Genomic DNA, 19,199 nt, shown 5'->3' with positions numbered 1-19,199 from the left:
TGCCCGACGAACCACTGTCAGCAACGACCATATCCTGAGGTCCGAGTATCGTGCTTTCTGCCCTGAGAAAAACAACCGAGCTTTTCAATCTGGGGCACCCGAAGAAAGCCGGACAAAGACTATTCAACGGTGACGATGCGCTCTTCAAGGCGGTGCTGTCCGAGGCGGCGCGCAATGCGGAATACGGCTGCGGTGCGTCGACCCTTTGGGTCAATGCCTTCACTGACGTCCCGATCGTCAGCGTGGATACCTCGCGGGACTGGCTCGACCATGTCGCGCGGCAAGCCGTCCAGCCCGAGCGGTTGACGCTCCATCATGTGGACCTCGGTGAACTTGGGAAGTGGGGACGCCCCAAGAGCTATGCCTTCGCCGACCGCTTTGCCGACTACACGAACAGCATCTGGGACGGCGGGTCTTCGCCCGATGTCGTCCTGATCGACGGGCGATTTCGGGTTGCCTGTTTTCTGACCTGCCTCATCGAGGCACGATCAGGCACCCGAATACTGTTCGATGACTACGCGGATCGCGAGCAGTATCATATCGTGGAAGAATTCACGCATCCCGTGGAGCGCTGCGGACGGCAGGCTCTGTTCGAGGTTCCGGGCCAGGAAGACCTCGACAGGACAAGGATCGACGATCTCATCACGCGGTTCCGCTATGTCATGGATTGACGATCCGGCCATGCAGCTGGTTGCGACAGTTCGGGGCGGTGGGAATGTCTGATACCGGCCGCGCGGCGATATGGATGGTTGGAGCCATCGCCGCGTTCACCTCCATGGCCGTGGCTGGCCGGGCCGTCAGTTTCGAACTCGATACGTTCGAGATCATGCTCTATCGCTCTGCGGTCGGCGTGGTTCTCGTCCTCATCGTCAGCAGCGCATCAGGCACGCGCCGGCAGATCAACACCGACCGGCTGGGCCTGCACGGGCTGCGCAATGTCGCGCATTTCGTTGGCCAGAACCTCTGGTTCTTCTCGATCACGGCCATCCCGCTGGCGCAAGTCTTCGCATTGGAGTTCACAACCCCGATCTGGGTCATCTTGCTGGCCCCTTTCGTGCTGGGCGAACGGATCACCCGGATCGGCGCTCTGGCCGCGGCGATCGGCTTTGCCGGTGTCATGATCGTCACCCGGCCCGGCATCGCCACATTGGAAACCGGCCACCTGACCGCGGCAGGCGCAGCAGTGGGCTTTGCCCTGTCCGCGATCTTCACCCGCCGCCTGACCCGGACCGCCAGCATCACTTGCATCCTGTTCTGGCTGACCACGATGCAACTGGTTCTGGGCCTTGCCTGTGCCGGGATCGACGGCGATATCGCCCAGCCCTCCCTGACCAGCCTGCCTTTGCTGGTGCTCATCGGTTGCGCCGGTCTGCTGGCGCATTACTGCCTGACCACGGCCCTGTCGCTGGCACCAGCGGCGGTGGTCATGCCTATCGACTTCGTCCGGCTGCCGGTTATCGCGGTGGTCGGGGCCCTGGTCTATAGCGAAGGCCTCGACCCGTTCGTATTTCTTGGCGCGGCGTTCATCTTCGCGGGCAACTACCTCAATATCACCCGCGGCCAGTCCCGTCCGGCCATCACACAGGTCACTGCGTCACAGAAGTGACGTCACGGCGCGGGCAACCACCTGACGCTGCGTCAAGAATTGACCCGATCACAGCCCGTTCCCTACGGTCCTTGACAGAGGAGACATCACCACTCAAGGGACGAGGATATGAAAAACGTTTTGGGCGCGGGTGCCGCGCTTTTGTTGACCACCGGTCTGGCCAGTGCCGGCGGTCTTGATCGGTCGGGCCAGTCCGTGGCCGTGATTTTCGAAGAGGGCGATTACGCGGAGCTCAGCTTTGGATATGTGGACCCAAACGTGACCGGGTCCGGGCCAGGCGGCGATTCTGGTGATATGGCGCCTGGCTATACGAGCGTCGGCCTGGCCTACAAAGCCGACCTCGATGACAGGGTTTCCGTGGCTTTCATCCTGGATGAACCGTTCGGGGCGAATGTCGACTACAGCGAACCGGGCTATGCCCTGACCGGCACCAGTGCCACCGTCGATACGATTGGCCTGACGTTCCTTGGCAATTACCAGATCAATGAACGGGTCAGCGTGCACGGCGGCCTGCGGATGCTCAGTGCCAGCGGCGAGGTGGCCCTTGTCGCCCCGATGCCCTATGCCTCGGAATATTCCGGCGGCAGCGGGGCGGGTTACGTCCTCGGGGCGGCCTACGAAATTCCCGATATCGCCCTGCGTGCCGCTCTGACCTATTCGAGCCCTATCGCGCTGGAACTGGATGGAAGCGTTGGCGGTAACACGCTCGAAGCGACCATGCCGCAGACGGTGAACCTGGATTTCCAGACCGGCATCGCCGCCGATACGCTGCTCTTCGGGTCGATCCGATGGGCGGACTGGTCGGAAACCGCGCTGGTCGATTCCAACCTGCCCACGCCACTGGTCGATTATGACCAGGACACGATCACCTACTCGGTCGGTATCGGCCGGCGCTTCTCGGATGCCTTCTCGGGCTCGATCAGTATTGGCTATGAAGCAGCCCAGGGCGGCACCACGACCGACCTTGCGCCGACCGATGGCTATGTCAGCCTGCAGGTGGGTGGCGCCTACACCATGACCAACGGGGTCGAGATTTCCGGTGGTGTGCGCTACGTCAAGCTCGGCGATACGGTTGGTTCGGGCACCGGGTCTGCCTTCGAAAACAACTCGGCGATCGGCGTCGGATTGAAAGTCGGCTACAACTTCTGATCCGATCAGAGCCCCTGTCAAAGCCCCGCCACAGCTGGCGGGGCTTTTTCATTGCAACGCAGTTTGGGCTTGGAAGCCCCGCGCGCCCGCGCTACGCAAACGCCCATGATCTACGAACACGCCTCTGACTGGATGGATGCCGCCCATAAGCGGGTGGTCTTTTTCGCCATGTCCGGCCTTGGAAAGACCCATCTGTCCAAGATGCTGGCGGCGACCGGTGACTGGTTCCATTACAGCGTCGATTACCGGATCGGCACGCGCTACATGGCCGAACCGATTGCCGACAACCTCAAGAAAGAGGCGATGAAGGTCCCCTTCCTGGCCGAGATGCTGCGCGCCGATGCGATCCATATCGCCGCCAATATCCACGATGATGACCTGACCGCCGTGTCGGCCTACCTTGGCAAGCCGGGCGATCCGGACCGGGGCGGCCTGCCCATGGCCGAATATACCCGCCGCCAACGGCAATTCCGCGAGGCCGAGGAACGGACGCTTCTGGACACCGGGCAGTTCATCGCGCGCGCGCAAGAGGTTTATGGCTATTCGCATTTCGTCTGCGACACCGGCGGGTCGATCTGCGAATGGGTCGATCCGGAGGATCCTGACGATCCGATCCTGCGCGCCCTGTCGTCCGAGTGCCTGATGGTCTGGATCAAGGGCACGGATGCCCATACCGACGAACTGGTGCGCCGGTTCGATCGCGCGCCGAAGCCCATGGCCTATCAACCGGAATTCCTGGCCCGTGTCTGGAAGGAATACCTGAGCGAAAACAAGCTTCAGGAAGGCGATGTTGATCCGGATACCTTCATCCGCTGGACCTATGCGCAGGCCCTGGCCCATCGCCAGCCCCGCTACGAGGCAATGGCGCGTAACTGGGGCCTGACCGTCTGCGCTTCGGATATGGCCAGTGTCCGCGACGCGACGGATTTCGACGCCGTGATCGCCGCCGCGCTCGACGCGCCCCGCTAACCCTCAAAGATCCAGGAGCCCGCGATGCCCATCAAGCTGCCCCGTTCCCTGCCCGCCTATGACGTTCTCTCGACCGAGGGCGTCATGGTCATGGGCGAAGGTGCGGCCAGCCAGCAGGATATCCGGCCCCTGCGCATCGGGCTCTTGAACCTGATGCCCAAGAAGATCCAGACCGAGATCCAGTTCTCCCGGCTGATCGGCGCCACGCCCCTACAGATCGAGTTCACTCTGATCCGGATGAGCGAGCACGAGTCCCGCAATACCGCCGCCGACCACATGGAAGAATTCTATCGCCCCTTCAGCGAGGTCCGGGACGAGAAATTCGACGGGCTGATCATTACCGGCGCCCCGATCGAGCACTTGCCCTTCGAGGACGTGACCTATTGGGACGAGCTGTGCGAGGTCTTCGAGTGGACCCAGACCCATGTGCATTCCACCTTCGGTGTCTGCTGGGGCGGGATGGCGATGATCCATTACTTCCACGGGGTCCGGAAGCACCTGCTCGACCAAAAACTGTTCGGGTGTTATCGCCACATGAACTTCGCCCCGGAAAGCCCTTATCTGAGAGGCTTTTCCGATGATTTCGTTATGCCCGTCAGCCGCTGGACCGAGATGCGCAAACCCGAGATCGAAGCGGCGGGCCTGCCCATCCTGCTGCATTCCGACGAGGTCGGCCCGGCGCTGGTCGAGGACCCGGCGCATCGGGCGCTCTATGTTTTCAACCACCTGGAATATGACAGCGGCACCCTGAACGAGGAATATCAGCGCGACCTGGCCTCGAACCAGATCGAAGGCGCCGAGATCCAGGTGCCGGTCAACTACTTCCCCGATGACGATCCGGCCCGGACACCGCAGAACCGCTGGCGCAGCCACGCGCATCTGCTGTACGGCAACTGGATTTCCGAGATCTACCTGACCACGCCCTATGACATGGCCAAGATCGGACGCGAATCCACCGACCTGCGGCGCTGACGGACGGGCGGCGCTGGACGCATCGCACCCGCGCCTTACCTAAGACCAACGGTCGCGCGAGGCTCTGACTCATGAAAACGCTTGTTTTTCTACTTGTTCTCTTGGCCATTGCCGCCGCGATCCACCTGCGCGCCGGCGCGCGCGAGGCGGCGTGGGAGGCCCGTTTTCCGCCCCTTGGCGAGATGATCGAGGTCGACGGCACGCGCGTTCACGCCGTGGTGCGTGGTCAGGGGCCGGACCTTGTTCTGATCCACGGCTCCTCTGGCAACCTGCGCGACTTTACCTTTGATCTCGTGGACCGTCTGGCTGAGGACTACCGGGTCATCGCCTTCGATCGCCCCGGGCTGGGCTACACGGAGCGCCTGCACGATCGCGGCGCCACCATCGGTGAACAGGCGGCCGTGTTGCAGAAGGCCGCGGCGCAGTTGGGGGCGGAACAGCCCATCGTGCTGGGCCAGAGCTATGGCGGGGCCGTTGCCCTGTCCTGGGCCGTGACCCGTCCCGACAGCCTGTCCGCGCTGGTGCTGGTCGCCTCGCCCACCCATCCCTGGGACGGGTCGGTGCCGGGGCTCTACCGGATGAATTCCACCGCACTCGGCTCGGCGCTGGCCGTGCCGACGATCACCGCACTGGTGCCGCGATCCTATATCCACGACCAGATCAGGGCCGTCTTCGACCCGGAACCCATGCCCGAGGGCTATGACGACTATGTCGGCGCGGAGCTTGCCGCCCGCCGCGTCAGCCTGCGCGCCAATGCCAAGCAGCGCGCGGCACTTTTGGGCCAGATCACCGCCATGCAGCCGCGCTATGCCGACCTCGCGCTGCCCGTCGAGATGATCCATGGCACCGCAGATACGACCGTGGGCCTGTCGATCCACGGGGAACGCTTTGTTGAAGAGGTGCCGCAGGCCAACCTCACCCGGCTGGAGGGCGTGGGCCACCTGCCCCACCAGACCGCGCCGGGCGAAACCGTGGCCGCCATCCACCGCTCCGCAGCCCGCGCCGGATTGCGCTGAGGGGGGCGAACCCCCATAGTGCAATCAGCGAGGAGACACCCATGACCGACCTGCCCTTCGACGGCGCAATCAGCCGGTATTTCAAGGAAGACGCACCCGCCGCCGTGCGCGAGGAAATCGAGACCTGGGGCAAGGGCGAAATCCTGTCGACCAGCTATCCCTACGACAAGCGCTGGAAGAAAAAGGACTACGAGGCCACGCTGGAGGCCTGCCAGGTCGAACTGGTCAAGCTGCAACGTTGGCTCAAGGATAGTGGCGAGCGGGTCGCCATCGTTTTCGAGGGCCGAGATGCAGCCGGCAAGGGCGGCACGATCAAGCGGTTCCGCGAATACATGAACCCGCGCGGCGCCCGGGTGGTGGCCCTGTCGAAACCGACCGAGACCGAGGCCACGCAATGGTATTTCCAGCGCTATATCGACCACCTGCCCGCCGGGGGTGAATGCGTCTTCTTCGACCGGTCCTGGTATAACCGGGGCGTGGTGGAAAAGGTCTTCGATTTCTGCACCGACGAACAGCGCCAGCACTGGTTCCGCCAGGTCGGCCCCTTCGAGAAGATGCTGGTGGACGAAGGCATTCACCTCTTCAAGTTTTGGCTGAACGTGGATCGCGCGGCGCAGCTGAAACGGTTTCTCAAGCGCGAGCAGGATCCGTTGAAACAATGGAAACTGTCCTGGATCGACGTGGAAGGGCTGAAACGCTGGGATGCCTATACCAACGCGATCAGCGAAACCCTGACACTGACCCATGAACCCGACGCGCCCTGGACCATCGTGCGCTCGGACGACAAGCGCCGGGCGCGGGTCAACGCGATCCGCACCGTGCTCCACGCGCTGGACTATGACCGCAAGGACCTGTCCAGGGTCGGCCCGGTCGATCCCAAGATCGCGGGGGGGCCGGACCTCTGGCATGGGTAAGCGTGGCTATCATCATGGCGATCTGAAGCGGGCCCTGGTGGATGGCGCCCTGCGCCTGATCGAGGAGAAGGGACCGACCGGGTTCACCCTCTCCGAAGCCGCGCGCGAGGCGGGCGTCACCCCGGCGGCGGTCTACCGCCATTTCGACGGGCGCGAAGACCTGATCGCCGAGGCCGCGCGGCAGGGCTACGAGATTTTTGCCGACCTGATGGATCACGCCTATGAGAAGGGCCAGCCCTCGGCGCTGGCCTCGTTCGAGGCGACGGGACGGGCCTACCTGGCCTTCGCGCGCCGGTTTCCGGGCCATTACGTGGCCATGTTCGAAAGCGGCATATCGATTCAGCGGACACCCGAACTGAACGCGGTGGCGACGCGGGCGCTGGGGGTGCTGGAACGCGCAGCCGAGGAATTGTCGCAGCACATCCCCGAGGAAAAGCGCCCACCGCCGCAGATGTTTTCCGCCCATATCTGGGCGATGTCGCACGGGGTGGTCGAACTGTTCGCGCGCGGCAGCCCCGGCACCAAGTCCCCCTTCCCGCCCGAGGACCTGCTGGAGACCGGAATCGGGATCTATCTGCGGGGGCTTGGCCTGATCCGGCCCGACGCCGAAGACGGCTGAAAAAGCGCTGGTCGGAGGCGACCCCGGTCGGCTATCACGGTCGCAAAGGATGAAAGAGGCAGGCAGATGGACGGAACCCTTGCAGTGATTTATCTGGTGGCGAGCCTGTTCGACATGGGCGTCAACCATTGCGGCCAGGGGGGATGCCTGTCCCGGGATGCGGCCCCGGCGCGATTGTCCGTACAGGCCGCCGACGTCCAGTTCCAGGATGCCAGCATCGGCCGGGAATTCTACCTGGGCTACGACCTGGACCACAGCTATGGACCATTTCAGCCGACCGTCGGCCTGTCTTTCACGGACCAGGGCGCGGGCTGGATCGGGTTCGGCGTGAAGTCGCGCTTCGCGCTTGGCGGGTCCGGCCTCTTCGCGGAAGGGTCGCTCATGCCGGGCTATTACGCCCCCGGGGACGGGCCGGACCTTGGTGGCAACCTGCATTTCCGCTCGGCCCTGGGGCTGGGTTATGAATTCGACAACGGCGCGACCTTGAGCGTGCTCTACGACCATCGCTCAAACGCGGATACACAGACGCTCAATCCGGGCCTGGAAACCCTGTCGGTGCGCTATCAGGTGGCGTTGGACTAGCGACCGGCCACGGGTGTCGGAGGGGCGCTGCCCCTCTTGGCCTGCGGCCAATTCACCCCGGGATATTTATCGGTCCAAAGAAAGGGCCAGCATCTGACATCAGTGCCCCAGCAGCACCAGCGAGCGTTCGTCCCAGGCGACACGGGTCTGGGTGCCCACATCGAGGACCGGGCGGCCGATCAGGTTCTTCATGGACAGGGTGAGCGGTTTCTCGATCCCGTCCACGCGCACGTCGTAATAGGTCATGTCGCCGTAATAGACGACCTCGTCAACCACCGCGGCGACCTCCTTGCGGGTGGTGGTTTCCCCCTCGAAAAGAAGGGACAGCGTTTCGGGGCGGATGCCGATCGAGACCGGGCCGGGCGCGACTGCGCCCGGGGCCTGTTCGGCGGCCACACTACAGCGCCCCAGGCCCTGAACCGTCACCTCGATCTCGGTGCCCGTCGCGGCGACCTCTCCGTCCAGGAAATTCATCATGCCGATGAACTGGGCGACACGTTTCGACCGGGGCCGGCGATAGAGCGTTTCGGGATCATCCATCTGGCCGATCCCGCCATCGAACATCACCGCGATCCGGTCTGACATGACCAGGGCCTCTTCCTGGTCGTGGGTGACGAGGATGAAGGTGATCCCGACCTCCCGTTGCAACTTGATCAGTTCAACCTGCATCTGTTCGCGGATCTTCTTGTCGAGCGCCGAGAGCGGCTCGTCCAGCAGCAGCACCTTGGGCTTGAGGATCAGGGCGCGGGCCAGCGCCACCCGCTGCCGCTGGCCGCCCGAAAGCGCGTTGGCTGCCCGTCCGCCATAGCCCCCCAGCCCGACCATTTCGAGCGCCTCGCCAACGGCACGGGTCTTTTCATCACGGGTCATGTCCGCGCGCCGCAGGCCGAACCCTACGTTCTCGGCAACGCTCAGATGGGGGAAAATCGCATAGGACTGGAACACCATGTTGGTGGGGCGCAGGTTCGGCCCCACGCCTTTCATGTCACGCCCGTCGATGCGGATCGAACCGCTGCCCACGTCCTCGAACCCGGCGATGGTGCGCAGCAAGGTCGTCTTGCCGCAACCCGAGGGGCCGAGCAGCGAGAAGAACTCGCCCTGCTGGATCTCGAGGTCGATATCGCGCAAGGCGTGGTAATCGCCGAAATGCTTGTTCACGCCGGATAGCTGGATAAGTGTCACAGGAAGCCCCCGGTATCTTTGAGCCCGGCCCGTTTCAGGCCGCGCCGCCGCATGAGTTCGGCAATGGTCAATAGGATGATCGACAGCGCCACCAGGATTGTGCCCATGGCCATGACCACCGGCAACTGGCCGGGGAAGCGCAACAGGCCCCAGATATAGACCGGCATCGTCGGGTTTGCGCCGCTCAGGAAGAAGGCGATGATGAATTCGTCCAGCGAGATCGTGAACGAAATCAAGAGGGACGAGATGATCCCGGGCATGACCAGCGGCAGAATGACCAGGCGAAAGGCGCTCCATCGGGATTCGCCAAGGTCCAGCGCCGCCTCTTCCAGCGCCGGGTCGAGGTTCTGGAAAGCGCCGTTGAGCACGGCGATCGAGAACGGCATGCAGATCAGCGTGTGCGCCGCGATGATCGTGGCATTCGACAGGCCCAGCCCGAAGACCTGCACGATGACCACCAGCAAGGACACGGCAACGATGATTTCGGGCAGCACCAGTGGCAGCATGATCAGCCCCATCATCGGGCGTTTGAGCGGCCAGTCGGCCATGGTCGCAGCACGGGCGGCGCAGATGCCGAGGATCGTGGACAAAACCGCCGTGCTGGCCGCGATGATCAGGGAATTGCGCACCGCTGCCTGCAGGGCCGCGTTGCGGGTCAGCTCTTCGAACCAGTGGGTCGTGAAGCCCGACAACGGAAAGGCGATGATATCGGCGTCGTTGAACGCGAAAAGCGGCAACAGGAAGATCGGCGCGTAGAGAAAGACAAGATACGCGATGGCATAGATCCTGAGCCCTCTCATTTCGGCCCCCGCAACCAGCGGCGATTCAGCCAGATGAAGACGAGTGACACCGCGGTGACAGACAGCATCGCCAGAATGGCGAGCGTGGCCCCCATGGGTGCGTTGTTGAGCTTCAGGAACTGGGTCTGGATCATGTTGGCGATCATCAGCCCGTCCGGCCCGCCGACAAGGCGCGGGGTGACGTAATCGCCGATCGTCGGGATAAAGACGATGAGGACGGCGGCGACCACGCCGGGCATGGCCAGCGGCAGGGTCACCCGCAGGAAGGTCGTTACGCGGGTTTCCCCCAGATCAAGAGACGCCTCCAGCAGGGACCGGTCGATCTTTTCCAGCGCCACGAAGATAGGCAGGATCGCGAAGGGCGCGAAAGCATGGGCCAAGGTGATCACGACCGCGTTGGCATTGTAGAGGATGAAGGAGAGCGGCTCGTCGATCAGCCCGACCCCGATCAAGCTGGAATTGAGCACGCCGTTATAGCCCAGGATCACCTTCCACAGGAAGACGCGGATCAGGTAACTGGTCCAGAACGGAATGGTGATGAGGAACAGCCAGAGCGACTTGCGCGAGGGCTGGACATGGAAACTGACAAAATAGGCGATCGGAAAGGCGAGAAGCACCGTCACCACCGTCACGGCTCCGGCAATCAGCAGCGACCGGCGCAGCAGTGCCATGTAAAGCGGATCACCGAAGGCCTCGGTGTAATTGGAGAAGGTGAAGGTCGTGTCGATCGTCAGGTAATCCTGCGTCCAGAAACTGAACAGCAGGATCGTCGCCAGCGGCACCGCGAGCAGAAGCAGCGCGTAAGCGAAAGGCGGGCTGATCAGGACCAGCCCGCGTTTGCCGCTCTCGGTCAGTCGCCCCCTGAGCATATCCGGTTTGATTCCCTGCAAGACTATCCGCAACAGGACAAAGAAACCGGGCAAAGATCAATCCCCGACAGGGCAACGGCGATTCGACCTGTCCTTTCCGTTAGTCAAGGTCAGGTTTTCCTGACAGGCCGAATATTCGTGCTATGACTTGCTCCGGGTGGGGTGGGCCCATGACGGGAGTGAAAACGCGTTGGGGATGCACAACTGGGACGACCTGCGATTCTGCCTTGCGCTAGATCGTCACAAGACAATGACCAAGGCGGCCGAAAGTCTTTCGGCGAACGTAGCCACCGTGTCGCGCCGCATCGAGAAGCTAACCGAGGAAACCGGCCAGACGCTTTTCATCAAGCATGCAAACATGTGGGAGCCGACCGCCGCCGGTCGCCGGCTTGTATCGCTGGCCGAGATCATCGAAGACAATCTCGATGTATTCGCGGCCCAGCAGGGGGTGACCCCGCCGCCGGGAACCGTGGTGCGCGTCGCGATGTCCCTCACGGTGCTGCAAAGCGTTCTGGGCGGCACCAGCGCCCTGTTCATGGAACGTCACCCGGACCTGGTGCTCGACTTGACGTTCCGGGAGCGCAGCATCGCCTATGCAGAGGCTGATATCGCCGTGACCTATGTGCGGCCGACCCAGGGGCTGCTGACCTGCCGCAAGCTGGGCGAGATACGGGTGCGGCCCTACGTGGCATCAGGTCTGGAAGGGCCGCCTGCGGGCTGGGTCTGCATCGACTACAACGACGCCGATGCGCAGGTCAGCGCCTATGCCCGGTCGCAGCATTCCGGCCCGGTGCGGCTCCGCATGGAAGGGCTGAACCTCGCCCATCGAGTCGTGGCGGAATCTGACCTGGTCGCAATCTTCCCGGAATGCTACGGCGACAGCCGCAACGACCTGCGCAGGTTGATCCCCGATGGGCCGGCGGAGTCGCTGGAGGTCTGGATCAGCTTTCACCGCAGCCGCAAGCTGGACCCGATCGTTCGGCTGGCCGACAAGCTTCTGACGGATTGCTTTTCCATGGAGCTTGGCGGATAACCCGAGGTCACGGCCCGTCAACGGGCGTAGCGAGGGGCTCCGATGACAGCGATGACCGCGCAGCGCCGCCCGGACCCCCTGGCCTCGGCCCGCAACCGGGACATCCTGCACGCTTGCCGTGCCCTGGGTATTCTCCAGGTGATCTGGTTCCACGTCGTCATCGCCGTTGCGCGTCTGGCCCCGGAGGGCGCGATGCCCGGCATCATCGACCGCATACCGGGTGTGCTGAACCCTCTCTGGCAGGCCATGGGGGTGGACCTGATCTTCATGGTGTCGGCGCTGCTGCTGGGACTGTCCCTGCTCTCCGAAGCGCAGGATACCGGGCGTATCAGCCTGCGGGCCCATGCCGTCAAACGCCTGAGCCGGATTCTGCCGCTCTATTGGCTGGCGCTGCTCGTCTATGCCTTGGCCGAAGGGCGTTTCGGCGGCGATTTCTGGCGCTCTGCGCTGTTCGCCGGTCATATCCTGGGGGATCGCAACGTGATCCCGGTAGGGTGGTCCATGGAAGTGATCATCCTCGTCTATATGGCCCTGCCCTTCGCGGTCATGGGTCTGTTGCGCAGTCGGCGGCCCTGGCTTTGGCTGGCCGGTGCCCTGGCGCTGACCAGCCTGCCCCGGCTCGCCTACCTCATCCTCAGCCATGCGGACGCGGCCGGATTCTACCCGGTCATGCTGGCCGACCGAACCCCGCCCCCGGCCGCCTTCGACCTCTACTTCCGGCCCTGGTTCCGGCTGTCGCCCTTCGTGATCGGGCTGGGGCTGGCATTCGCCCTGTCTCGGGGGTTGCGCCCGCCGCTCCGGCCTTTCCTGTGGCTGCTCAGCCTCGCCGGTCTCGTCTATGGGACCGGCCTGCCGATCCATGACGCCGACAGTTGGCCCTACCGGATGGGCGGGCCGGTCTTCTGGTCGCTGTTCTGGGCGTTTTGCCATACGATCTTCGCGCTCGGGGCAGCCGGCGTGATCTGGCTGGCGGTGACCGGGCACGGGACCGCCCGCCTGCCGCTGCACAGGCTCTGGCAGGCGATCAGCCAGGCGATCTTCCCGATCTACCTGTTCCACATGCCGATCATCGCCCTCGCCGCCATCCCGGTCTATCGCAGCACCGATCTGGAGGCGCTGGCCGGCACGACGGCGGCCCATGTTCTGGCCACCGGCGCGTTGACCGCAGCGCTGACCCTGGGCCTGGCAATGCTGCTCAACCGTTATGTCGAGGCCCCCCTCCAGACCCGCCTGCGGCGCCGGTTCCTGGGCAACGCGCCGAAATAACAAAGGGCCGCCCCGAAGGACGGCCCAGAAGTTCGCGTATCCAGACTGTTAACGCTTCGAGAACTGGAAGCTCCGGCGCGCCTTGCGCTTACCGTACTTCTTGCGTTCCACCACACGGCTGTCGCGGGTCAGGAAGCCCGCGGCCTTGAGCGGTGCGCGCAGGGTCGGATCGTAAAGTTGCAGCGCCTTGGAGATGCCATGACGCACGGCGCCGGCCTGACCGGACAGGCCGCCGCCCTTGACGGTGGCCTGCACGTCGAACTGGTCGGCAACACCGGCCACGTCGAACGGCTGGCGCAGCAGCATCTGCAGAACGGGGCGGGCGAAATAGGTGTTCAGCTCCTTGCCGTTCACCGACACCTTGCCCGAACCCGGCTTGATCCAGACACGGGCAACCGCGTCTTTCCGCTTGCCGGTGGCATAGGAGCGGCCCAGTTCGTCACGGACGGGTTCGCGCGGGGTCTCTTCGACGACGGCCACGGCTTCGGTGCCTTCGGCCACCTGGCCCAGCTCTTCGAGGGAATTCACTTGATCGGCCATTATTTCGCGCTCCGGGTGTTCTTCTTGTTCATGGACTTCACGTCCAGAACTTCGGGCTTCTGGGCGTCCATACCGTGCTCGGCACCGGCGAAGACGCGCAGGTGGGTCATCTGCTTGCGGCTGAGCTTGTTGCCCGGCAGCATGCGCTTGACGGCCTGGGTCACGACACGCTCGGGATGGGCGCCTTCAAGGATCTGCTCGGCGGTGCGGGACTTGATGCCGCCCGGATGACCGGTGTGCCAGTAGTAGTTCTTGTCGGTGCGCTTCTTGCCGGTCATCTGAACCTTGTCGGCATTGATGACGATGACATTGTCGCCCATGTCCATGTTCGGCGTGAAGGATGGCTTGTGCTTGCCACGCAAGCGCATGGCCACGATCGAGGCAAGGCGGCCCAGAACAACGCCCTCGGCGTCGATCACGACCCACTTCTTCTCGATATCTGCGGGAGTGGCAGAAAAGGTTTTCATGTGTTTCGGCCCTGATTGGGGTTTCGGATGGGCGTGTTCTAAGGATTTGCAGCGCACAGTCAAGCACCATCAATCCCGCATAATGGCGCAATTTCAATGGCTTGGAATTTAGGTATTATTTTACCCCATCATTCCGGCCGGCAAATCTCGCCCCGTGCAATGGCTAGGCCCGTGCGCCCGATCAGGCCGATCACCACGAGCGCGAGGACCGCCAGCACCCCAAACCCGATGACCAGGTGCGCCTGCGTGCCTTCCAGCGCCGCGAACCGGAACGATGCGATGGCCAAGGCGGCCAGCGGAAAGCTCAGGGCCCACCAGCTCAGCGCAAAGGGCAGCCGCGCAAGTTTCGGAACCTGCGCCACGACCAGGGCCGCGAAAATATAGGCGGCATAGATCAGCACCCGCGCTACGCCATCGACCGTCCCGACCAATTGCAGGTAGGCCACGAAGGCCACCGAGGGCGGCGCGATCAGGATCACCATGGTCGGGAACAGCCGCGCCGGGATCGGGTCATGAAAGACAAGCCGGTTCATGACCAGGGTCAGCAGCACGACCCAGAACATCATGCCACCGGCGAAGAAAAGCCACGACGTCTCGACATAGCCCATCTGCACCCCGGCCACCGGCACGATCACGTTGCCCACCGCCGGAATGAACCAGGCCGGGGTCAGGTGCCCGACCTGGAAACTGCGATGACTTATCCAGCCCGTGACCACGGCAATGGTCAGAACCCCCTGCCCGATCATACCCGCGATCCAGATCAAACGCGCAAGGTCCGGCGCAGTGGACAACAGCGCCGTCGCCAATAGCAGAAGCGAAATCGTAATGGTCGGAAAGAAGGCCAGCTTGACCGGGTGGTTCCATTCCCCGGCGATGGCCCCCGGGTGGCGCAAGGCCTTGACCAGGTAAACCAGCGAAATGCTCCCCAAAGCCACGACGGCCGCCAGAAGCACCAGCCCCGACACCATCTCCGCCGCAACCCAGAACGGCGCCGCCGCATGAAGGGCCAGCGTCAGCCCCAAAAGCCCCATGACGATCGCGAAGAAAGTCACCGGAAAATGGGCCAGGCGCGGCTCTGCCGTCACGTCTTGCATGCTGTCGGTCATCGGTCTCTCCTGGCCGGGGCATCGGTCACTCATGTGCCCGAAGATATATGCCGTTTCCTTGATTTGAATCAACGGGCCTGTCAGGCGGGCCGTTCGGGCGGAATCGAATAGGTCAGGCTGGCTCGTGCAACGGGCGCGTCCGATCCTTCGGAAAGAAGGCGCACCTCCGTTACGCTCAGGGCCCGGCCCAGTTTCAGCACCTCGGCCCGGGCGATGATGTCCTGCCCGGCTTGCGGCTTGCGCATGAAATCGATGGAACAATTCGTCGTCACCGCCAGGGCCTGGGGACCGATCCGGGCCATGGTGGCCACATAGGCCGCCACATCCGCCAGGGCGAACATGGCCGGCCCCGACACCGTGCCGCCCGGACGCAGGTGCCGCTCCTCGACCTTCAGCCGCATCTCCAGCAGGTCCTCGTCCAGCCGCTCGATGACGAAATCACCCCGCACCTGCGGAAAGACCTCGTCCAGGAACGCGGTCATCTCCGCGACATCCATTTTCAACGCCATCTCTTTCCCCTTGCCTGTCAGACCATTAGACTTGCCCCGAAACCGTGAAAGGAACAAGCCATGTCCCTGCTCGACCGCACCGACCGCAACGGCGTCGCCCACCTGGTGATGACCGCCCCCGAGAAGCTGAACGCCCTGTCCGACGCCATGCTGGCCGCGCTCCAGGAAACACTCGACGAGATCGGCGAAAGCGATGAGATCCGCGCCGTCACGCTGGCCGGGTCGGGCAAGGCTTTCTGCGCAGGCCATGATCTTAAGGAAATGCAGGCCGGCCGGCAGGCCGAGGATGGCGGCGCCGCCTATTTCGCCGATCTCTTCACCCGCTGCACCAGACTGATGCAGACGATCCAGGCGATCCCGCAGCCGGTCATCGCCAAGGTCCACGGGGTCGCCGCTGCCGCCGGTTGCCAACTGGTCGCCACCTGCGACATGGCCGTGGCCGCCGAGGGCACGCGGTTCGGCGTCAACGGGGTCAATATCGGGCTGTTCTGTTCCACGCCCATGGTGGCGCTGACCCGCAACGTACCACGCAAACGCGCCTTCGAGATGCTGACCACCGGACGCCTGATCGACGCCGAAGAGGCCGTGGAGATCGGCCTGATCAACAAGGCCGTCCCAACCGACCGACTGGACGCCGCCACGACAGATCTGGCCGAGACCGTCGCCGGCAAACTCGCCAGCGCGGTGCGTGTCGGCAAAACCGCCTTCTACGACCAGGCCCAGATGACCACCGCCGAGGCCTATGCCCATGCCGGTGACGTGATGGTCCGCAACATGCTCGACCGCGACACCGACGAAGGCATCACCGCCTTCCTGGAAAAGCGCAAACCGGACTGGGCCGACTAGACTGAGACTTTCTTCGGACCGGCAAATATCCCGGGGTGAATTGGCCGCAGGCCAAGAGGGGCAGCGCCCCTGATGCGCAGGCGGCGCCAAAGGCGGCGCCGAGACAATGGGCGTGGCGTCAGCCACCCCATATCGTCAAACCCCGTAAAGCCCGCCGAACTTCTCTTCCAGGTAGCGCAAGAGCGGCTCTTCGCTTGGCTCTTCGCCACAGGCGCGGGCAATTGTCTCGCGCGGCTGGAAAAGCCCGCCATGGGTCTGCACCTTGTCGCGCAGCCAGTCGGTGGCGGGGCTCAGATCGCCCTGGGACAGCGCGCCCTCGAGATCCGGCACATCGCGGCGCAACGCCTCGTAGAGACACCCGGCATAGACATTGCCCAGCGTGTAAGTCGGGAAATAGCCGAACAGGCCGATCGACCAGTGCACGTCCTGCAACACGCCGTTCGAGGCGCGATCCACGGCAACCCCGAAATCCGTCGCGAACCGTTCGTTCCAGGCAGCCTCCAGGTCGCCCACTTCCAGCCTGCGCGCGATCAGGTCGCGCTCCAGGTCGAAACGCAGCAGGATGTGCAGGTTGTAATGCACCTCGTCGGCCTCTGTGCGGATATAGCCGGACCCCACGCGATTGATCGCGGCATAGAGCGCCTGTGCATCCGGCACCGAAAGGTCACCGAATGCCTCCCGCATCTGGCCATAGAGCCAGACGGCAAAGGCCTCGGACCGGCCCAGCTGGTTCTCGTAGATGCGCGACTGGCTTTCATGCACCCCCATGGACACGCCCTGCCCAACCGGGGTCAGCAGGTGATCGGCGTGGATGTTCTGCTCATAGGCGCCGTGGCCGACCTCGTGGATCGTGGAATAGAGGCTGTTGAACGGATCGACGGGGTTTGTCCGGGTGGTGATGCGCACATCCAGCCCCGAGCCAGAGGAAAACGGATGCACGGCCTTGTCCACCCGACCGCGTGCCATGTCATACCCGAATGTCTTGGCGACCTGCCGCGCCAGCCGCATCTGCGCGCCCTCGTCGAAGGTGCCGGTCAGCGCCGTCGGCGCGGGTTTGTCCAGCACCGCTTCGCGCAGGGCCACAAGGCGCGGGCGCATCCGCGCGAACATCTCTTCCAGACCGGCCGCGGTCGCGCCCGGTTCGTAATCCTGCAACATCGCGTCATAGACATCCGCGCCCTCGGCCAGCGCCGCGCCCTCCTCGCGTTTCAGCGCGACCACCTCTTTCAGGGTCGGTGCAAAGGCGGCGAAATCGTCCTCCTCGCGGGCCCTGGCCCAAACCCCCTGGGCCATCGAGGTGACGCGGGCGATCTCGGCGGCCAGCCGCGCGGGCACCTTGCGCGCCCTTTCGAAGTCGCGGCGGATCAGGCGCAGGTTGGCGACCTGCACAGGCCCGGTGGTTTCGGCCGCCTCAAGCCAGGCGCCCACCTGCGGATCCGTGCGGCGGGCATGCAGAACTGCCTCCATAGCCGCCATTTCCTCGGCCCGCTGCGGTGCGGCGGCACGCGGCATCATTGTTTCCTGGTCCCAGCCCAACCGGCCGGCCACTTGGGCCAGCGCCTGGGTGGTCCGGGCGAATTCCATCAGCTCGTCATATGCGTTCATGTCAGGCGCCCCTCAGCGATTGCGGCAGCGGGTAGCGCGACAGGTAACGCGCCCGCAGGATCAGCACGAAGACCAGCACCGCGACCAGCTGGTGCACGATGGCGATCTGCCACGGCGCCGAATAGAGCACGGTGGCGATCCCGATCAGCATCTGGACCGAAATCGCGGCGAACACCGCGTTGAAGGCGAAGCGCGTCGCGCCATTGCCCGCCCCCTGCCCGCGCCGCCAGACGACAATGGCAAAGATGAACAGCAGGTAGCCCGACATCCTGTGGATGAACTGCACCAGCCCCGCATCCTCGAAGAAGTTGCGCCAGATCGGCGTCAACTGGAACGGATCGGGCGGAAAGAACCCGCTGCCCATAAGAGGCCAGGTCGGAAAGGCGCGGCCCGCGTCGATACCCGCCACCAGCGCGCCCAGCAGGATCTGCAGGAAGGTGAAATGCATCAGCCCGGTGGACAGAGAAAACAGCTTCGGATCGGCCAGTCGCCGGGCCTGCATCAGCTCGGCCTCGCTCCGGCCCAGCAGGAAAACATACCAGGCGATCAGGCCAAGGATGGCAAAGGCGAGGCCCAGATGCGTGGCCAGCCGATAAGAGGCCACGTCGAGCATCCCCTCTTGCAGGCCCGAATGCACCATCCACCAGCCGATCGCCCCCTGCAGACCGCCAAGCGCGCCCAGCAACAGCAGCCGCCCGGTCCAGCCCGCGGGGATCTTGCCCGCCACGAGAAAGCCCACGAAGCCCAGGGCCCAGACCAGACCGATCACCCGACCCAACTGGCGGTGGCCCCATTCCCACCAGTAGATGAACTGGAACTCGGCCATGGACATGCCCGCATTCTGTTCGATGTATTCCGGAATCTGCTTGTAGGCATCGAACTCCGCCTGCCAATCGGCCTGCGACAGGGGCGGAACGGCCCCGCTGAGCGGCGCCCATTCGGTGATCGACAGGCCCGAATCCGTCAGGCGGGTCAGACCGCCCACGGCGATCATGACCACCACCAGCGCGAAAAGAGCCATCAGCCAGATACGGATCGCGCCGCGCGCACCCGCCCGGCTGCCTTTCGCGATCCCGCCCGGCGCGGCGGCGGGTTTCTGCGCCGTCTCGACCTCTTCGAAAATGCTGCGTTTCTTGTCGGCCATGCCTC

General features: G+C 64.1%; 21 protein-coding genes. 12 read left to right on the top strand and 9 right to left on the bottom strand.

The window, feature by feature from the left end:
* Positions 1–50: 50 nt before the first annotated feature.
* The 9 genes from DFK10_RS14305 to DFK10_RS14265 all read left to right on the top strand — a co-directional run bounded on the left by DFK10_RS14305 (position 51) and on the right by DFK10_RS14265 (position 7,827).
* Positions 51–671 carry a hypothetical protein gene (locus DFK10_RS14305; protein WP_109389713.1) on the top strand — a complete coding sequence of 207 codons (621 nt, stop codon included), beginning with the start codon at positions 51–53 and terminating at the stop codon, positions 669–671.
* Positions 672–715: 44 nt separating this feature from the next.
* Entirely contained in the window at positions 716–1,606 is an 891-nt protein-coding gene (locus DFK10_RS14300; RefSeq protein WP_109389712.1) for a DMT family transporter, read from the top strand.
* Between the two features lie 108 nt (positions 1,607–1,714).
* The gene (locus DFK10_RS14295; RefSeq protein WP_109389711.1) at positions 1,715–2,755 is read left to right on the top strand and encodes an OmpP1/FadL family transporter; all 1,041 of its coding nucleotides are present in this window, start codon (positions 1,715–1,717) and stop codon (positions 2,753–2,755) included.
* Positions 2,756–2,860: 105 nt separating this feature from the next.
* The gene (locus DFK10_RS14290) at positions 2,861–3,724 is read left to right on the top strand and encodes an ATPase (RefSeq protein WP_109389710.1); all 864 of its coding nucleotides are present in this window, start codon (positions 2,861–2,863) and stop codon (positions 3,722–3,724) included.
* 24 nt (positions 3,725–3,748) lie between these two features.
* A complete protein-coding gene (locus tag DFK10_RS14285; protein WP_109389709.1) occupies positions 3,749–4,696 on the top strand; it encodes a homoserine O-succinyltransferase in 948 nt (315 codons plus the stop codon).
* 71 nt (positions 4,697–4,767) lie between these two features.
* Complete coding sequence (locus DFK10_RS14280) at positions 4,768–5,712, top strand: alpha/beta fold hydrolase (RefSeq protein WP_109389708.1); 945 nt, start codon at positions 4,768–4,770, stop codon at positions 5,710–5,712.
* Between the two features lie 41 nt (positions 5,713–5,753).
* Entirely contained in the window at positions 5,754–6,626 is an 873-nt protein-coding gene (ppk2, locus tag DFK10_RS14275) for a polyphosphate kinase 2 (protein WP_109389707.1), read from the top strand.
* Complete coding sequence (locus DFK10_RS14270; RefSeq protein ID WP_109389706.1) at positions 6,619–7,245, top strand: TetR/AcrR family transcriptional regulator; 627 nt, start codon at positions 6,619–6,621, stop codon at positions 7,243–7,245. The genes ppk2 and DFK10_RS14270 overlap by 8 nt, the downstream gene beginning before the upstream one ends.
* 66 nt (positions 7,246–7,311) lie before the next feature.
* Positions 7,312–7,827, top strand: coding sequence for an acyloxyacyl hydrolase (locus DFK10_RS14265; protein WP_109389705.1), 516 nt, complete (start codon positions 7,312–7,314; stop codon positions 7,825–7,827).
* A gap of 99 nt (positions 7,828–7,926) precedes the next feature.
* Here the strand turns inward: DFK10_RS14265 and DFK10_RS14260 are convergent, their stop codons facing one another.
* The 3 genes from DFK10_RS14260 to DFK10_RS14250 are packed head-to-tail and all read right to left on the bottom strand — an operon-like array spanning position 7,927 to position 10,678.
* Positions 7,927–9,009, bottom strand: coding sequence for an ABC transporter ATP-binding protein (locus DFK10_RS14260; RefSeq protein WP_109389704.1), 1,083 nt, complete (start codon positions 9,007–9,009; stop codon positions 7,927–7,929).
* The gene (locus DFK10_RS14255; RefSeq protein ID WP_109389703.1) at positions 9,006–9,809 is read right to left on the bottom strand and encodes an ABC transporter permease; all 804 of its coding nucleotides are present in this window, start codon (positions 9,807–9,809) and stop codon (positions 9,006–9,008) included. Before DFK10_RS14255 ends, DFK10_RS14260 begins: the two co-directional genes overlap by 4 nt.
* Entirely contained in the window at positions 9,806–10,678 is an 873-nt protein-coding gene (locus DFK10_RS14250; protein WP_109389702.1) for an ABC transporter permease, read from the bottom strand. The genes DFK10_RS14255 and DFK10_RS14250 overlap by 4 nt, the downstream gene beginning before the upstream one ends.
* A gap of 196 nt (positions 10,679–10,874) precedes the next feature.
* Between DFK10_RS14250 and DFK10_RS14245 the strand changes: the two genes are divergently transcribed.
* Positions 10,875–11,711: a LysR family transcriptional regulator gene (locus DFK10_RS14245; RefSeq protein ID WP_109389701.1), complete on the top strand. Its 837-nt coding sequence runs from the start codon at positions 10,875–10,877 to the stop codon at positions 11,709–11,711.
* A gap of 42 nt (positions 11,712–11,753) precedes the next feature.
* Positions 11,754–12,977: an acyltransferase family protein gene (locus DFK10_RS14240; RefSeq protein WP_109389700.1), complete on the top strand. Its 1,224-nt coding sequence runs from the start codon at positions 11,754–11,756 to the stop codon at positions 12,975–12,977.
* Positions 12,978–13,025: 48 nt separating this feature from the next.
* Here DFK10_RS14240 and rpsI read toward each other — a convergent pair whose 3' ends face one another.
* From rpsI to DFK10_RS14220, 4 genes are all read right to left on the bottom strand, one after another.
* The gene (gene rpsI, locus DFK10_RS14235) at positions 13,026–13,517 is read right to left on the bottom strand and encodes a 30S ribosomal protein S9 (protein ID WP_109389699.1); all 492 of its coding nucleotides are present in this window, start codon (positions 13,515–13,517) and stop codon (positions 13,026–13,028) included.
* Positions 13,517–13,984, bottom strand: a complete 468-nt coding sequence (rplM, locus tag DFK10_RS14230) for a 50S ribosomal protein L13 (RefSeq protein ID WP_109389698.1) — start codon at positions 13,982–13,984, stop codon at positions 13,517–13,519. The genes rpsI and rplM overlap by 1 nt, the downstream gene beginning before the upstream one ends.
* A 128-nt stretch (positions 13,985–14,112) precedes the next feature.
* Entirely contained in the window at positions 14,113–15,090 is a 978-nt protein-coding gene (locus DFK10_RS14225) for an SLAC1 anion channel family protein (RefSeq protein WP_109389697.1), read from the bottom strand.
* Positions 15,091–15,170: 80 nt separating this feature from the next.
* Positions 15,171–15,599: a PaaI family thioesterase gene (locus tag DFK10_RS14220; RefSeq protein ID WP_109389696.1), complete on the bottom strand. Its 429-nt coding sequence runs from the start codon at positions 15,597–15,599 to the stop codon at positions 15,171–15,173.
* A 60-nt stretch (positions 15,600–15,659) separates the two neighbouring features.
* On the opposite strand from DFK10_RS14220, the gene DFK10_RS14215 reads away from it, so the two are divergent.
* Positions 15,660–16,445 carry an enoyl-CoA hydratase gene (locus DFK10_RS14215; protein ID WP_109389695.1) on the top strand — a complete coding sequence of 262 codons (786 nt, stop codon included), beginning with the start codon at positions 15,660–15,662 and terminating at the stop codon, positions 16,443–16,445.
* A gap of 135 nt (positions 16,446–16,580) precedes the next feature.
* Here DFK10_RS14215 and DFK10_RS14210 read toward each other — a convergent pair whose 3' ends face one another.
* Positions 16,581–18,050 carry a carboxypeptidase M32 gene (locus tag DFK10_RS14210; RefSeq protein ID WP_109389694.1) on the bottom strand — a complete coding sequence of 490 codons (1,470 nt, stop codon included), beginning with the start codon at positions 18,048–18,050 and terminating at the stop codon, positions 16,581–16,583.
* Position 18,051: 1 nt separating this feature from the next.
* The gene (ctaA, locus tag DFK10_RS14205) at positions 18,052–19,194 is read right to left on the bottom strand and encodes a heme A synthase (protein WP_109389693.1); all 1,143 of its coding nucleotides are present in this window, start codon (positions 19,192–19,194) and stop codon (positions 18,052–18,054) included.
* Between the last annotated feature and the right edge of the window lie 5 nt (positions 19,195–19,199).

It is taken from the genome of Salibaculum griseiflavum, from assembly GCF_003129565.1.
In the GTDB taxonomy this organism is placed as follows: domain Bacteria; phylum Pseudomonadota; class Alphaproteobacteria; order Rhodobacterales; family Rhodobacteraceae; genus Salibaculum; species Salibaculum griseiflavum.
This window is presented reverse-complemented; position numbering and strand designations above follow the sequence as displayed.

Excerpts from the sequence above, each read along its gene's own strand:
- DFK10_RS14300 (WP_109389712.1), top strand. The coding sequence starts at position 716 with ATGTCTGATACCGGCCGCGCGGCGATATGGATGGTTGGAGCCATCGCC.
- DFK10_RS14295 (WP_109389711.1), top strand. The coding sequence starts at position 1,715 with ATGAAAAACGTTTTGGGCGCGGGTGCCGCGCTTTTGTTGACCACCGGT.
- DFK10_RS14290 (WP_109389710.1), top strand. The coding sequence starts at position 2,861 with ATGATCTACGAACACGCCTCTGACTGGATGGATGCCGCCCATAAGCGG.
- DFK10_RS14285 (WP_109389709.1), top strand. The coding sequence starts at position 3,749 with ATGCCCATCAAGCTGCCCCGTTCCCTGCCCGCCTATGACGTTCTCTCG.
- DFK10_RS14280 (WP_109389708.1), top strand. The coding sequence starts at position 4,768 with ATGAAAACGCTTGTTTTTCTACTTGTTCTCTTGGCCATTGCCGCCGCG.
- ppk2 (WP_109389707.1), top strand. The coding sequence starts at position 5,754 with ATGACCGACCTGCCCTTCGACGGCGCAATCAGCCGGTATTTCAAGGAA.
- DFK10_RS14270 (WP_109389706.1), top strand. The coding sequence starts at position 6,619 with ATGGGTAAGCGTGGCTATCATCATGGCGATCTGAAGCGGGCCCTGGTG.
- DFK10_RS14265 (WP_109389705.1), top strand. The coding sequence starts at position 7,312 with ATGGACGGAACCCTTGCAGTGATTTATCTGGTGGCGAGCCTGTTCGAC.
- DFK10_RS14255 (WP_109389703.1), bottom strand. The coding sequence starts at position 9,809 with ATGAGAGGGCTCAGGATCTATGCCATCGCGTATCTTGTCTTTCTCTAC.
- DFK10_RS14250 (WP_109389702.1), bottom strand. The coding sequence starts at position 10,678 with ATGCTCAGGGGGCGACTGACCGAGAGCGGCAAACGCGGGCTGGTCCTG.
- DFK10_RS14245 (WP_109389701.1), top strand. The coding sequence starts at position 10,875 with ATGCACAACTGGGACGACCTGCGATTCTGCCTTGCGCTAGATCGTCAC.
- DFK10_RS14240 (WP_109389700.1), top strand. The coding sequence starts at position 11,754 with ATGACAGCGATGACCGCGCAGCGCCGCCCGGACCCCCTGGCCTCGGCC.
- rpsI (WP_109389699.1), bottom strand. The coding sequence starts at position 13,517 with ATGGCCGATCAAGTGAATTCCCTCGAAGAGCTGGGCCAGGTGGCCGAA.
- rplM (WP_109389698.1), bottom strand. The coding sequence starts at position 13,984 with ATGAAAACCTTTTCTGCCACTCCCGCAGATATCGAGAAGAAGTGGGTC.
- DFK10_RS14225 (WP_109389697.1), bottom strand. The coding sequence starts at position 15,090 with ATGACCGACAGCATGCAAGACGTGACGGCAGAGCCGCGCCTGGCCCAT.
- DFK10_RS14220 (WP_109389696.1), bottom strand. The coding sequence starts at position 15,599 with ATGGCGTTGAAAATGGATGTCGCGGAGATGACCGCGTTCCTGGACGAG.
- DFK10_RS14215 (WP_109389695.1), top strand. The coding sequence starts at position 15,660 with ATGTCCCTGCTCGACCGCACCGACCGCAACGGCGTCGCCCACCTGGTG.
- DFK10_RS14210 (WP_109389694.1), bottom strand. The coding sequence starts at position 18,050 with ATGAACGCATATGACGAGCTGATGGAATTCGCCCGGACCACCCAGGCG.
- ctaA (WP_109389693.1), bottom strand. The coding sequence starts at position 19,194 with ATGGCCGACAAGAAACGCAGCATTTTCGAAGAGGTCGAGACGGCGCAG.